Source organism: Spirochaetae bacterium HGW-Spirochaetae-1, from assembly GCA_002839375.1.
GTDB lineage: Bacteria > Spirochaetota > UBA4802 > UBA4802 > UBA5550 > PGXY01.
This window is the reverse complement of record PGXY01000001.1, coordinates 301,482-316,200: the sequence shown is the minus strand read 5'-3', so window position 1 is coordinate 316,200 and position 14,719 is coordinate 301,482. Positions and strand designations below refer to the sequence as shown.

Below are 14,719 nucleotides of genomic sequence, written 5' to 3'. Positions count from 1 at the left end.
GGCAATGCACTGGCCCGACGGTTTTAAGCACCGGGCAGCATAAGAATGCGCCGGGCATTGTCACCCAGGATTTTATTCCGGTCTTCTTCGGCGGGCACGGTCTCCCGTATGGGGTCCAGGTATCGCCCGGCTTTTAAAAGAGGATAGTCCGTGCCGAACAATATTTTATCAGCACCGGCAATATTGAGAGCCGCGGAATAAATACTATTATCATAGAGAAAGGGCGATGCGGCTGTATCATAATAGAAGTTCCTGAATAGTTCCCGAACCTCAGGCATGAGCTCGTAAAAAATCAATCCGCCGCCCCAGTGCGCGAAGATAATAACTGCATCTTTGTAATCCGCAACAAGATCAAAGAGCCCGGCCAGGTCCGGTTCATATTTACCGGCATACCGGTGACCAACGGGCTCATTCACGTGAAGGCACAGGGGGAGCTCATGCACAGCAGCAGCCTCCATGACCTTCCCCAGGTATTTTCTTGATTTGGGAGTCATACCTCCCTCATAAAAACCCGTCTCACCAATACCGGCAAGACCCATGTCTTTGATTTCCCTGACCCAGGCGCCGGGATTCGCGTCCTGTTCCAGGGGAACTGAGCCGAAGGCGCTTATCCTGGAACCCGACAATTGATGTACATCGGCGAAGTATTCATTCTGTTCCCGGCAGTACCGGGAATCATGCCAGGGAAAACCAACGGCAATGGAATGATCGATACCGTCGGAATCCATGGTATCAAGAAGCCCCTGGTGCGTCACCATGCGGGCCGATGGATTCCGGTACAGTAGGGCGAAGTTGGGATCGCTGAAATAATTATCACGGTTTTGTACCATGACGGGAGTAAAAATGTGTGCATGTGCATCAATAATCATTGTCTCATACCTGATATTGGTCACAATATACGCACAAATATACGTGATTGTCATCACTTTTTATTGACATTACATAATTATATATTAAACTTTATATAAAGGAACTCAAATAATTTATTATATGGACGTTCCTATAAAAGGTTCCCATTATAAATGATCAGGGGAATCACATACAATCAGGATTAACTAAAAGAGAGGTACCATGGATACCGTCTTCGGATTTAAATGGCCTGAAGCATCGCCGACGCAGGTTTCATTCTCCCTGCTGGCTTTTTTTATCCTGATTATCATTTATTTAATACTCAAATACTTGCAGTTTAAAAAAAATCAGAAGGTTAAAGACCACTCGCTCTTTCTCTTTAAGACCAAGCGCCTGGGACTCTCAAATTTTCAGATAAAGGTACTCACCAATATCATCGATATCCTGAAACTCCCCAATCCCAACACGATTCTGCATGACCCCGATTCTTTTGAAAGGGCCGTGGGAAAAATGCTCACTTTCATGAAACAGCGCAATGAGGACGAGGAATCCTTTTTCGCCATCTGCAAGGATCTCACCATTACCTACGAGAAGCTCTACCATGCCGCCAGGGTGCGCAAGCCCCTGGAAAGCCTGAAAGAAATCGATATAAACCAACTCCTCTATTTTGTCACGGAGGATGGGAACATCTTTTTCGGCAAGGTGGCCGGTATAGGGAACAATGTTCTTTCCATCAAGCTCTTCCGCGGGAAAAAGGAGCTGCAGCCCGTTGCCGGGAAAAACAGAATAAAGGTTTATATATGGCGTGTCGGCGATGCTGAATATACTTTTAATACGGAAACAGCGGAATTAAGTGACAATCTCCTTACCATCAATATGCCGGTAGAATTTACGCGTGATCAGGAATTCCGCCATCCCTATCTTGATGTCATAATTCCCTGTAAACTGATCAGGGTCCAGGACACCCCCGTGGAAGATGTGATGACCGTACAGGGAACCATATATAGGCTCAACGATTACGAGTCGGTCATACGACTATCAGAGAAGCAGGACTATACTCACCGGTACACACTGGAGTTCACCATCAGTGATTTTAAATTCAGCATCACAACAAAGATAATGGCCAACAGCACTATTCCCGAAGATAATGTTTATTATTACACCATGAAATTCGAGGAAATATCGGACGCAGCCAGAAACGTTCTGAAAAACTACATCTATGAACATCTCTAAAAGTACTGCGGCAGTATAGTCCGCAGTTTATCACACTGAGTCCTGTCGCGTTTCTCCGGCGCCGTGATAACAGCATATTTCACGGCCTCGGCGCAGGGACATGAGCGGTCGCCGTTCAGAGAGATCAATATCTTCTTTATCAGTTTCTTAGCGTTATCGGCATTGGCGTTGAGGTTGTTGATAACCATGTCAATAGTGACATCCTCTTCCTCTTCATGCCAGCAGTCATAATCGGTGCTCATGCAGATTACGGCATAGCATATTTCGGCCTCCCTGGCCAGCTTTGCTTCGGGGAGTGTACTCATGTTTATAATGCCGGCTCCCCAGGACCGGTAGAGGAAACTCTCGGCCCTTGTTGAAAAGGCCGGTCCCTCCATACAGATAAGCGTTTCTCCCGTATGGTATTTCAGTCCCGTTTCCCCGATTATGGGGATGATGATATCGTGAAGCCGCAGGCAAAACGGATCGGCAAATCCCACATGGGCGGCTACACCGCTGCCGAAGAAAGAGCTTTGCCTCGAACGGGTACGATCGATAACCTGACGGGGAATAACAAAATCACGCGGAGGAATTTCTTCCTTCAGGCTCCCCACGGCCGAGAAGGCAATGATCTCCTCCACACCCAGCATCTTCAGGGCGGCGATATTGGCACGGTAGTTCACCTCATGGGGAAGATAGACATGCCCACGGCCGTGACGGGGAAGAAAGGCGGCCCGATGCCCGTCTATATCCACAATGCTTATGGAGTCAGAGGGTTTTCCCCAGGGTGTATCCATCTGTATCTCTTCAATGACCCTGGCGCCGTTTATCTCGTACAGGGCCGATCCTCCGATCACGCCCACTCTCGCTTTCTGCATTATCATGCTCCTTTTGCCCGAAATATAGCCATCATTAATAACCACGGTGTGATTTTCATCAAGTATAATTTAATTCCGCGGCATGTTCTGCAACGGAGTATTATCTATTTGTCGACAGAAGATACTGCAGAGACATCAATATAACTCCAGAGATCGGGCGACCCCTGGCCTATTCTCCAGAAAGAGATTCCCTTTATGCGCTCCCCGGAGTAGAGTTTCATTTTCTGCATTATCGAGTCCAGGTCATCAAAATAGACAGTGACAGTAACATCCTCGCGGTAGGTGAAATAGGGACCGTTCCGGTCGCAGACCTGAACCTCGGGACTCCGGTTCTTTTTGATTTCCTCCAGGCCATTCATGGTCAGGGCCCGGGCCAGTTTCTTGTCCTGCCATGCCCTGGCAAAAAGGGGAATTCCCATGATCAGCTTATCGGCACTGACCCGGCTTTTGGCATAGGCAGTCACTTCGCGGCACCACCAGAGCGATGCCACGGCTCCCGGCGAACTTGTACTCCAATGCTGGTCATAGGCCATGACGATTATACGGTCCGACACGGCAGCCAGGGCCGCATAATCATAGGCATCATCCACTGATACCCGCCGGGGCGGGACAGCTATGCTCAGTATTTTTTTACCACCCAGCGCACTCCGCAGTTCTCTGACAAAACCGATAAAAGCATCTTTCTCAGCAGCGGGTACCGATTCAAAATCGAGCTGAACGCCATGATAATCCGCAGCGGCATCGACAATATCCCGAATAAGAGAGGAACGCAGACCATAACCGGTATTCAGGCAGAAGTGCATGAGAGCAGGATTTGACAATTCGGCAATGACGAGATGAACCCTTGTTGTTTTCCCCGCGAAAACAGCCGGGGCCTTTTTCTGCCCCGCCAGTTTTCCCCGATAATTTATGGCTGCACTGAAATAGCATACGTCGGTAAAGGGCTCAATGCCCGTCACCTTCCCTTCCTCTCCCGCCATGAGATAGGCCCAAACCTCATTGAAGGCAACGGGTTTTTTCCCTCCCGCCAAAGGATTTTCAGTACTCTGAGACGATCCACTCACACCGAGAAAAACCATCAATAGAGCCGATAAACTATATATGAATATCCTTTCTCTCATATGACTCATCACTTTCAAATATCGGCAACGGGGATCATTTCATTGACCTCAGGTTGTCTGTTAATTGCAGGATTATCTTCTATTATCAATTCAGGCTCGTAAATAAATCATTGCCACCTCCGACAGTGTAACTAGTAGCTTCGGGGTCAGAACAGCAAATTTTTTTAAAAAAAGTCTTGCCTGTCCGGCATCCACTGCCTTTAATTTACTAATCAGTTTTCAGACGACGGTGCGGACAAGGGAATTTAATCTCCTGAAACGTATTTTCTGGCGGAAATTCCCATGTATTAAAGCATTACGCTAGACCTGTTCCAACCTTGCGAAGTTCATATAGATATCCTGTTGATTAATCCCGGAACAGCGTGAATTATTTTTAAGAGGTTTTTTATGGAAGAAAAATTTACATCAGTGCTTTTCCTGTCATTATCGGAAAGCTGGAGGTCAATATTAAGATCGGGAGACGATATTCACAAGATAAGAGAGAATCTGCTGAATCACATTAATGAAAGGCATTTTATCACTTACTCGGATAAAGACAGTGACATGCATGATCTCGACCTTATAATAATCCGTGACTGCGCCAGGGTATTAAGAGGGATACTTAACCCGCGCAGCGAAAAACTTGCGGGTTTCAGTGTTCTGGCTGAACTTATTAATGCGGCAGCGGGAAAAACGGACCCGTCTCTCTCTGAAGCCTTCTGGGCTGAGCTCTGCCACCTGGTCAGAGGGATTGAGGGTCAGTTCAGATTTCACGAAAACACGGAGTTCTCATTTGCTGACACAGGCGATCTGAAAGGACGCGACGCCGCTCAGTCGCGCTCCCTGGAGCTTGATCTGATTCATAAGCATGTGGAAAATAAAATGTCCCTGTACAGATGCGGCCTTGATAATCAATTTATTGAGCTGAGAGATACTAACAAAAAAATGATCCTTGCCGGCATGGGAGCAGAAACGAGAAACTGGACTGACTGGCACTGGCATCTTCAGAAAATAGCCAGGGATGAAAAAAGCCTGTCGGATTATGCATTTCTTACAGAGAAAGAAAAAGAAAATATAAAAAGAGCCAACTCCCTGGGTATACCCTTTGGAGTAACCCCCTATTATGCTTCCCTTTTCGAAAGGTCCGGAAATGGCGAAGACAGGGCATTGCGCGCGCAGGTACTCTTTCCTGAAAATTACATCAATTCTTTTCAGAATGGATGCGGAGAAGACAATATAAATGATTTTATGCTCGAAACAGACACATCCCCGACAGACCTTATCACCCGGCGATATCCTGATATAGTAATACTGAAAGCGTACAATTCATGCCCACAAATCTGCGTTTACTGTCAGCGTAATTGGGAAATAAAGGGCCCTCTTGAACCGGGTGCCATGGCAGACAAAGATCAGCTCGTAGCCGCAATCAGATGGATAGAGGAACATGAGGCAATTTCCGAAGTACTGGTAACAGGAGGCGATCCTCTTGTATTGTCCGATTCAAAAATCAGAGATATTCTTCAGAAACTTTCTGCGATTGATCACATCAAGCGGATAAGGATAGGAACAAGAACTCTGGTAACCCTTCCAATGAGGTTCACTGATGCACTCTGTGATATCTTAGCCTCATTCAGAATTCCAGGCAGAAGGGAATTGTCTGTAATTACTCACATACAGCATCCTCTTGAAGTCACACCGGAGTTTGTGAAGGCGGCGGAAAAACTAAAATCGCGGGGGATATCAATTTACAACCAGCTTGTATTCACGTTTTACATTTCAAGACGTTTCGAAGCAGCAAGGCTGCGGAGTCTCATAAAGCTTTGCGGTGTTGATCCATATTATTCATTTTACCCGAAGGGAAAGTCTGAAACTGCCGACTACCGTATTCCCATTGCAAGAATACTGCAGGAGCACAAGGAAGAGTCGAGACTTATGCCGGGACTCGCCCGCACCGATGAACCGGTGTATAATGTTCCCGGACTTGGGAAAAATCACCTTAACGCGTGGCAGAACAGGGATCTTATCTCAATCGGAAAGGACGGGGCGCGTGTTTATGAATTCCATCCATGGGAAAAAAAGATCGCAGATCAGAAAATTTACATTGGAACAGATATGCCAATCCTCGATTATCTGGAAAGGCTAGAAAATATCGGCGAGTCTGCGGAAGAATATGAGAGCATCTGGTATTACTTTTAAAATTGAAGCGCCCCTTTCATAAACCTGATTAACAAACATATTCTCCACATTATTTTTACCGTAACGGCATCATCTCTTCGCGTACCGTGGCCTGGCTACCGGTTTTCTTACCGCGTATTGTTTTGTGTCATGAACAGCCGGTTTCCCTGAAAAACTCTTCGACGGAATCTGTTTGTTCAGTGCGGGTGATGTTTCCATCGCGGGAAACGGATGTCCTTCTATCACTGTTATCTTTCGTGCTATCAATTTATGTATATCGGCCAGGCAAATTCTTTCTTCCCCATCGCAGAATGAAAGAGCGATCCCGCTGAGCCCCGCCCTGCCTGTCCGTCCGATGCGGTGAACATAGGTTTCGGGTACATTGGGCAGATCATAATTAATAACATGGGACAGCTCTACAACATCAATGCCCCGGGCCGCAATGTCCGTTGCTACAAGCACCCGTGTTCGCTTTGTTTTAAAATTCTCCAGCGCACGCTGCCGTGCATTCTGCGACTTGTTGCCGTGAATTGCCTCGGCCCGTATGCCGGCTTTAACCAGGTCCCGGGTGATCTTGTCAGCCACATGCTTTGTGCGGGTGAATACCAGTGCGGTAATTATCGCAGGGTCTTTCAAGAGGTGAAGAAGCAGCGGCTTCTTGTTCTTTTTGTCGACATAATACAGGGACTGGCTGATGGATTCAACGGTAGACGAAACGGGAGTCACCGAGACCCGTTCCGGGTCTGTCAGTATTGAATCGGCCAGCTTGGAAATCGTCGGCGGCATTGTAGCTGAAAAAAACAGCGTCTGCCTTTTTTTCGGGAGTTTCGCGATGATTTTCTTTACATCGTGGATGAATCCCATATCCAGCATACGGTCGGCTTCATCGAGGACAAAATGCTCAATATTTTTCAGGTCTATATATTTTTGCTCCATAAGGTCAAGAAGTCTGCCGGGCGTGGCGATAAGAATCTGCACACCCCTCCGGAGGGCGTCGGTCTGGGCCTTCTGCGGCACGCCGCCGAAAATGACCGTTTGCCTCAGTCCGGTTTTTTTCCCGTACCGGGCGAAGCTTTCACCGATTTGAATGGCAAGCTCCCTGGTGGGAGTCAGTATCAGCACCTTGATGGGTCGTGATTCCTTAGGTGATCGCCTGTCTTCAAAGAGCTGTTGAAGCAGGGGGATGGCAAATGCCGCGGTCTTCCCTGTTCCTGTCTGGGCGCAACCGAGCAGGTCCCTTTTCTTCAGAATGATGGGAATGGCTTGTTCCTGTATGGGTGTCGGTGTTGTATATCCTTCTGTTTTTAAAGCCTCCAGAATAGGCGTGATGAGTTGCAGATTTTCGAATGACATTAACTATTTTTCTCCTTTAGAAAAGCCGGCTGAGACATGAGGTTTGTGAAACAGCGGGATGTTTATATGATGTATCTGCGGTCACAATGGACCAACACTGATTTTTGTCAATGACTATATTAAATATCCCGCCGGAGGGATACTGCGGTTAAAGGCAAAATACCATTTTAAGCATAGCAGGTCCTGTTAATAATGATCTGTTTCAATTCATCGGAAAGTTCATTAAAGTACGCACAGTATCCGGCAACACGAACCATGAGATACCTGTGCTTTTCCGGATTTTTATAGGCATCGAGCAGTATTTCGCGGTTGATGACATTGGGCTGAAACTGCATGCCGCCCGTGGTAAGGAAGGTTTTGAAAATGCTTGCCAGGTTTTTTACCCCTTCATGTCCCGGAAACAGGGCGGAATCTATGGTGAAGGTAACTGTTGTGCCATTCGCGGCATAATCGGTAAAGTTGACATCCGCAATGGAATTCAACGATGAAAACAGGTCCGACTCTTCCATGCCATAGTGCGGCGTAACACTGTTGGCAAGAGAAACACCGTGCAATCTGCCCGATGGCAGGGCCTGGGTTTTTTTACCGTAACGGTCGCTCACATTCAGGGCATAGTAGCCGGCGGAATATACACCGCCGCGCGGACAGTTCTCCACCGATGCCAGTGCTATATTAAAGATTTCCATCACCTTCGTTACCCATCGGGCCGCATCACGGGATGAATCATCACCGAATTTCGGCACCGCCAGCAATGCCGATCTTATTTGCCGCTCATGGTCCCCCTCAAAATTGTTATCGATGGCGTTGATGACATCATTGATCGTATACAGCCTTTTCCTGAAAACGACCTCGTCAATGGCATGCAGGGAATCCGCCACATCGGTGACGCCCACGGCCTGTATGCCGCTGCTGTTGAACGTCGTGCCGCCTTCATATGCATCCTTTCCTCTTTCAATGCAGCCCCTGTAGAGCGAGGAGGCAAGGGGCGTGGTAAAATTTTCACGAAGCGCCTTTTCAATTTTCTGATGATCCGCCAGGATTGCCGATGCCAGATGATTCAATCGCACCTGGAAGCGTTCAAGCAGTTCATCCATGTCCGATGGCGGGTTATAGACAAACAATCCCTTGTTTGCATGTATTCGTTTAACAATTTTATTGTGAATAGAAGTGACTGATTGCGAAAATATATTTTTACCGCTGAAATTATATTCGACAAACTTACTCATAATTTTTTCCAGCTGGTCAAGACCCCCGAAGTTCCAGAGATCATGTTCATGTCCCTTCAGCGCCTGTAAAAGCGGCAGGGCAAGATTCATGTTGGCGCAGTCCGTATTGCCGAAATGATCATCGGAGGCATTGGGCTCAACACATCCCACAATGGCGTAGTTCCTGGCATGCTCCAGGGTGGTAGGGTAATGCCTCTGGATTGATTCAATGTAAATGTCATCGCTGAAGAGTTCCGGCATGGGACACCCGTTTATATAAATTTCGGCAAGCCGGTCCAGATAAGCAGCGGGGCTGTCCCTGTGAATTCGTGCCGTCATGTTTATGGCCAGGGGCTGCAGCTCACAGGCGTCAATGAGCATGTACGTTACATCATTGGTGGCGTCATTGCCGTCTTTGTCAACACCGCCAAAGGTCACTGCCTGGTCCGTAGACAGGGTTTCAAAAAGTTTGCTGACATTGAGATATGAATCACCGTCGTTGACTAAAATCGCTTCATCCATTTTAAGAACAAACAGGCACAGGAGCTCTTTTGCTTTTTCATAGGTAATCCTTCCCGCTTCAATATCCTTTTTATAGTAAGGATATAAGATCTGGTCAAGACGGCCGAAGGACACGGCATTTTCATAGGCCTCGATGCACAGCGCGATCTGCAGAAACATCATGCTCTGCAGCGCTTCATGATAGGTACGCGCGGGATTTTTGGGAACATGACGGCAGATATCAGCCATCTCCTGCAGTTCCTTGCGGCGCACCGGATCGCTTTCTTCCCGGGACATGCGCGTCAGATCGTCGGCATACCGCTGAGCAAAGTTTTCCAGGGCCTGGAGGGCAATTATGGCGCCATTGTAGAAATCCTGATTGTTCCCGGGTTTCTCTTTCTGTGCAGTCCTGATTTCTTCTATAAGGCCCGTGGTTCCCAGGGTCAGGATACGCTCAAAATTGACGATAAAATGGGCGATCGCCGCCATATTATTGTTAAAGCCGGCAACCATTTCCGAAGAACGCGCAAGCATCACAATGAAATCAGATAATCTGGGATATACCTTTGCTATGAGACTGTGCTTGAGCCAGAAGGGGAATATCCGTGTATAAAAATACCACCTCTCCCGGAATGAACACTGGAAGGACACGGGTTTCTGCCGGTTTATTTTGTAGAGAAATGAGATATCGAGAATACCATACTGCTCCTCCCATACCTGGCCCGCTACTCTTTTCGAGGTAAAATTACCGACCAGCAGTTCGCCGGGGTAAACCTTGACTGTCTTGTTTTTCAGCACATAGGAAAGACGTTGCGCCCGGTGAATGGGAGTCGGTTTGCTAAAACCATTTTTACGGTAATACCTGGTTTTCAATTTTGATACTTCCATGCAGAGAGCACGTCCGCTTTCCCTGATATCCTTCTGGATGTCATGGACACGCTGTGTAAAAACGGTCTGCTGCCGCGACGAATCCAGATCGGCATTTTCAGCCTTAATGCCATTGTCTCTGAACAAAACCACGGCATTCCTGAGTGAGGCAAGGCTCTGTTCAGGGCTGATATTTAATGACACCTGGTCCAGGCCCAGGCGCCTGGCTTTATCTTCGTACATGTTGTGATATTTCAGCAACTCAATCGACTCATATCCCAGGGACTGCAAAAATTCCGCGGCTGCTTTGATGCCGGCCTCACTGTCGTTGAGTCCCGGAACCATCACCATGCGGAACTTCACGGCGGCACCACTATCAATCAGCTGCCTGATATTGGCGTGAATCAATATGCTGTTCTGACCGGTGAGTTTAACATGCAGATCGTCATCGCCTGCAACCTTGAGATCGACGAGAAACTGATCAATATAAGGTGCGATATTCACAATATTTTTCCAGGAGGCGTGGAGTGTCGTTTCAGCGGTTATATGAATTTTCTCTTTTTTCAGCAGGGTCAATAAGCTGATCAGGCTGTCGGGGTTCTGCAATAAAGGATCACCTCCGCTCAGTGTCACGCCTCCCCCCGTTGAAAAATAATACTCTTTATCTCTCAATACCGTATCCAGAATATCGGCTATGGGGTAATTACCGTCAAAGGGAAGATCGGGCGGATAGGCCAGCGCTTCGGGATTTTGGCACCATAGACATCTCAGACCGCACCCGTAGAAAAAAATCGTTGTGCGGAGACCGGGCCCGTCATGAACACAGGTCCGCTGTATTTTGAGGACCTTCAGTTTATCTGCCGATACATCCTGCCTTGCGCTATATGAAAGGTCCTTTTCCCCCGGTTGGAGAACCTGAGTGCTATGATCTGTTTCCATAATTAACTCCCTTAAAGAATATATGGCAATTTCCCTTACTTACTAATATGTACTTGAAGTACATATTAGTAAGTAAGGGAAAAACCGTCCCATCGTCAACTATTTTTTTGGATTTTTGCATTATTTAATAATTGTGAAGAAGCAACGGGCCCAAAACCTGGACACCCCTCAATCGGGAAGCGTCATTTCCCGCTTCGCTCTTTGAACCAGGGGACAAAGGAACTGGTAGTCTCCACATACCGGGCATAGGCCGGGTTTTTTTTCATCATTCCCTTTTCCAGCAGGGTAACTCCCGACACGCGCAGGAGCAGAAAGGTTATGAGGAGCGGGCTGATAATGGTAACAAACCCGTACTGCAGGGGAGCGGCGATGATAAATACGCCCCACCACATGACGGCTTCACCAAAATAATTGGGATGCCGGGTAAGGGCCCAGAGGCCCCGGTCCATAACCTTTCCCCGGTTTCCCTGATCGGCGAGAAACCTCCTGAGCTGCCAGTCTCCCACGGCTTCGAAGTAAAATCCCGATAACCAGACAGCGGCACCGATAAAATCCGTCCAGGTCCAGTGATCGGGCAGCGTCGAAAGCTGTGATATCTGCACTGATGACGCAATGATGAGCATGAGAATACCCTGAAAAAGAAATATTGTAAAATAACTCACCAGAGGAAACCGGCTTCCGTGTTTTTGCCTCATTTCAATGTACCGGTAATCCTCTCCCCTGCCCAGGTTCCGGGTGAAGATATGCAGAAAAAGGCGCATTCCCCACAGGGTTACCAGGACTGAAACCAGGATATTACGATCTAAAAATCCCTGCGTCTGCGCGAAGGTGGACCAGGTCACTATGACAAATCCCGGTCCCCAGAAGCTGTCCACGATGCTGGCATCCTTTATTACCAGGCTCACGAGCCACAAGAGCGTCATGCACGCAAGTATGATGACCAGGTTTGTCGCTAGAAGTAAAATCATGCTTTCCACCATACCGTCCTCCTGTTCACGCTAACAAACACTATTTTTTTGCCCCGATTTTTTCCCCTTCGAGGGCTTCGACAATGGCGCCTATATGGGACTCCACCTTCCTGGTCAGTTTGTCATAGCTCATCTTCCCGGGATAGATCTCCTCGCTGAAAATAAACTCGATGCATCCCCGTGACGGAAGCACCTTTCCATAGGGCATGAGCGCGTACGCTCCCTTAATGGCCAGGGGAACCACGGGGGCATTGAATTCCCTGCTGAGAATTGAAAACAGCTTTTTAAAAGGCTGCATGGCGCCCGTGCGTGTGCGTATTCCTTCGGGAAAAATGACCAGGTTCTTCCCCTTCTCCAGAACCCTGGCTGCCTTCTGGAGAGAACCCCGCAGATCCCGGTCGATATTTACGATGATGATATTCCGTCCCCTCGACAGGAAACCCAGGATCTTTGACCGCCGAGGATTATCCTTCATGAGAAAGTAGGTGTTTTCCAGGAGCTCTACGGGAAGAATGGTGAGAAGAATCAATACATCGAGATAGCTCTGATGATTCGCCACCAGGATAAAGGGGTTGCCGGGAATGCTTTCCAGTCCGCGGACCCTGATCTCGAAAAACCAGTGCAGTAACAACCGGGCAAAGGACCGGAGTCCCCTGAGCCTGAGATGCCCTTCGGGAAGCCTGAAGGTGTTTTCCTGCAAAAGTATTTTCCCCCAGTTAAATTCCTCATTGCTCACGCGCACCTTGCCGTCACGGATAAGTTCTGCCATGGAAAGTACCGTGGCATGGGAGGCCATCTCCTCGTCGGAGAGAAACAGGCCGAAATTCCTTTCCACGAAGGTCTGCAGTTCGACCTTGTCCAGGGAGTCCAGTCCCAGGTCGATTTCCAGGTGATCGGTTTTTACGGGAACGAATCCCTTCATCTCCCGGAGAAATTTCTTGAGTATGGCATACTCGCGAAATACCGGCTCATCATCGTAATCGCGCCGGACATGTTTATCATGGAGCAGCTCCTTCAGCATATAGCGTTTCAGTTTTCCCAGACGTGTTTTGGGAAACTCGTCCTTGACGATCTTGACATGAAGAATGCGCCGGTAATTGGCCGCCGTCCTGTTATAGTTCTCTATGACCTTCACCTTGATGGTCTCGAAAATGTTGATGATATTTTCCTTCCGGAACATATCGAAATTTGGATAGACAAAGGCCGCCAGCTGGCCGTTCAACTCCGTCACGCCGATATCCTGCACCAGGGGAGAGAGTTTCATGATGCTGAGTTCAACCTCCTCGGGATTGATATTCTCCCCGTTGGCAAGCACGATTATGTCGTCCTTGCGTCCCGTGACCGTGAGATACCCTTCATCATCGATGTGTCCCGTATCACCCGTATAATACCATCCGTCCCTGAGAGCCCGGTCCGTGTCCCTGCGGTTGTTATAATATCCCTTCATGACATTGCGTCCCTTTACCACGATCTCGTCATCGACGATCTTCACCGAGGTCCCGGCCATGGGGATGCCCACGGATCCCCGTTTGACTTTTTCAAAGGGATTGAAGGCTATGAGGGGCGCCGTCTCCGTCGATCCATACCCCTCTACCATCTTGAATCCCAGGTGCCAGAGATCGTCCATGATCCTGGGTTCCATCTTCGCCCCTCCCGTGAGATAAGCGTGGACATTGCCGCCAAAGGAGTCATGAACCTTCTTAAACAGGGCCCTGCTGAAGGAAAGGCTGTCGATCCGCGAGGCCAGGGCGAAGAGGACGCGCCCCACGGGGCTGGCATTGACCTTGGTCATGATGCCGCGGTGAAAAAGTTCGTAGAGGCGGGGAACGCCGAGAAACATGGTAACCCGGTATTTCTGCAGCGCCTTGAGTATATCCTCGGCGGCGAGGCTTTTCACCAGGACAACGGTATATCCCACCACGCAGGTCCCCACCACCAGGCCCTGGAGGGGCAGTATATGATAAAAGGGAAGGAGGCCGATAAGAATGTCATTTTTCCGCAGCATGTTCATTGCAACGAGGCTTTCAATGCTGGCCATGAGATTATTATAGGTTAGCATAACGCCCTTAGGATTCCCCGTGGTCCCCGAGGTATACATGATGAGGGCCAGGTCTTCCATACTACCCGAAACCGGTATGGTGAAATCATCAAACTCGATATGTGTGGGCATGGCCATGCGCTCAAAGACAAGGATTTTTACCGCAAGCCTGGCCTTTTTAACGGCCTTTTTGACAGTTTCCTCTTCTTTATCGGAACAGAATATAACCTTTGGAGAACAATCCTTCAATATCTCCGTGAGGGACTCGACACTCAGGGCGAAATCCAGGGGCACCGTTATGCCCCCTTTTTTCCAGGCGGAATAAAAGGCGTAAATCCACTCGGGACGGTTTTCCGATAAAACCGCCACGCGGTCACCCTTCCTTATTTTATACAGAGAATCATAAAAGACAACCCTGGACATGAGCACACGGTAGGATATGTGCACATCATCGTAGATAAAGGCCGTTTTATTATGGTCCTGCAGAAACATGCTACCTTCCTGTAATAATTTTCTTTTTAAGATATGATCCCGCATTTATGCAATGGCTGCGTATTTAAAACTTTATCATTTGTTGATAAAAAGGTCAAGCACACTTCAGAACCTTTTTATCCAGAAATGACTTTATGAAGTT

9 protein-coding genes are annotated in these 14,719 nt (G+C 48.2%); 2 read left to right on the top strand and 7 right to left on the bottom strand.

Annotated elements, in window-relative coordinates:
* Positions 1-23 precede the first annotated feature (23 nt).
* Positions 24-923, bottom strand: a complete 900-nt coding sequence (locus tag CVV44_01365; GenBank protein PKL41311.1) for an amidohydrolase — start codon at positions 921-923, stop codon at positions 24-26.
* A gap of 148 nt (positions 924-1,071) precedes the next feature.
* On the opposite strand from CVV44_01365, the gene CVV44_01360 reads away from it, so the two are divergent.
* A complete protein-coding gene (locus tag CVV44_01360; protein ID PKL41310.1) occupies positions 1,072-2,082 on the top strand; it encodes a hypothetical protein in 1,011 nt (336 codons plus the stop codon).
* On the opposite strand, the gene mtnP is transcribed toward CVV44_01360, so the two are convergent.
* Both mtnP and CVV44_01350 read right to left on the bottom strand, forming a co-directional pair.
* Positions 2,079-2,939 (bottom strand): S-methyl-5'-thioadenosine phosphorylase, encoded by an 861-nt coding sequence (gene mtnP, locus CVV44_01355; protein ID PKL41309.1) that lies wholly within the window; start codon positions 2,937-2,939, stop codon positions 2,079-2,081. The two genes, CVV44_01360 and mtnP, sit on opposite strands and share 4 nt — an antisense overlap.
* Before the next feature lie 104 nt (positions 2,940-3,043).
* Positions 3,044-4,069, bottom strand: coding sequence for a glycoside hydrolase (locus tag CVV44_01350; GenBank protein PKL41308.1), 1,026 nt, complete (start codon positions 4,067-4,069; stop codon positions 3,044-3,046).
* A gap of 378 nt (positions 4,070-4,447) precedes the next feature.
* Between CVV44_01350 and CVV44_01345 the strand changes: the two genes are divergently transcribed.
* On the top strand, positions 4,448-6,235 hold the full coding sequence (locus CVV44_01345; protein PKL41307.1) for a KamA family radical SAM protein: 1,788 nt from the start codon (positions 4,448-4,450) through the stop codon (positions 6,233-6,235).
* Between the two features lie 69 nt (positions 6,236-6,304).
* On the opposite strand, the gene CVV44_01340 is transcribed toward CVV44_01345, so the two are convergent.
* The 4 genes from CVV44_01340 to CVV44_01325 form a co-directional block, all read right to left on the bottom strand.
* Positions 6,305-7,567: a DEAD/DEAH box helicase gene (locus CVV44_01340; GenBank protein PKL41306.1), complete on the bottom strand. Its 1,263-nt coding sequence runs from the start codon at positions 7,565-7,567 to the stop codon at positions 6,305-6,307.
* Positions 7,568-7,734: 167 nt separating this feature from the next.
* Positions 7,735-11,079 (bottom strand): hypothetical protein, encoded by a 3,345-nt coding sequence (locus CVV44_01335; GenBank protein PKL41305.1) that lies wholly within the window; start codon positions 11,077-11,079, stop codon positions 7,735-7,737.
* Between the two features lie 182 nt (positions 11,080-11,261).
* Positions 11,262-12,059 carry a hypothetical protein gene (locus CVV44_01330; GenBank protein PKL41304.1) on the bottom strand — a complete coding sequence of 266 codons (798 nt, stop codon included), beginning with the start codon at positions 12,057-12,059 and terminating at the stop codon, positions 11,262-11,264.
* Between the two features lie 28 nt (positions 12,060-12,087).
* Positions 12,088-14,622, bottom strand: a complete 2,535-nt coding sequence (locus tag CVV44_01325) for a long-chain fatty acid--CoA ligase (GenBank protein ID PKL41303.1) — start codon at positions 14,620-14,622, stop codon at positions 12,088-12,090.
* Positions 14,623-14,719: the final 97 nt, after the last annotated feature.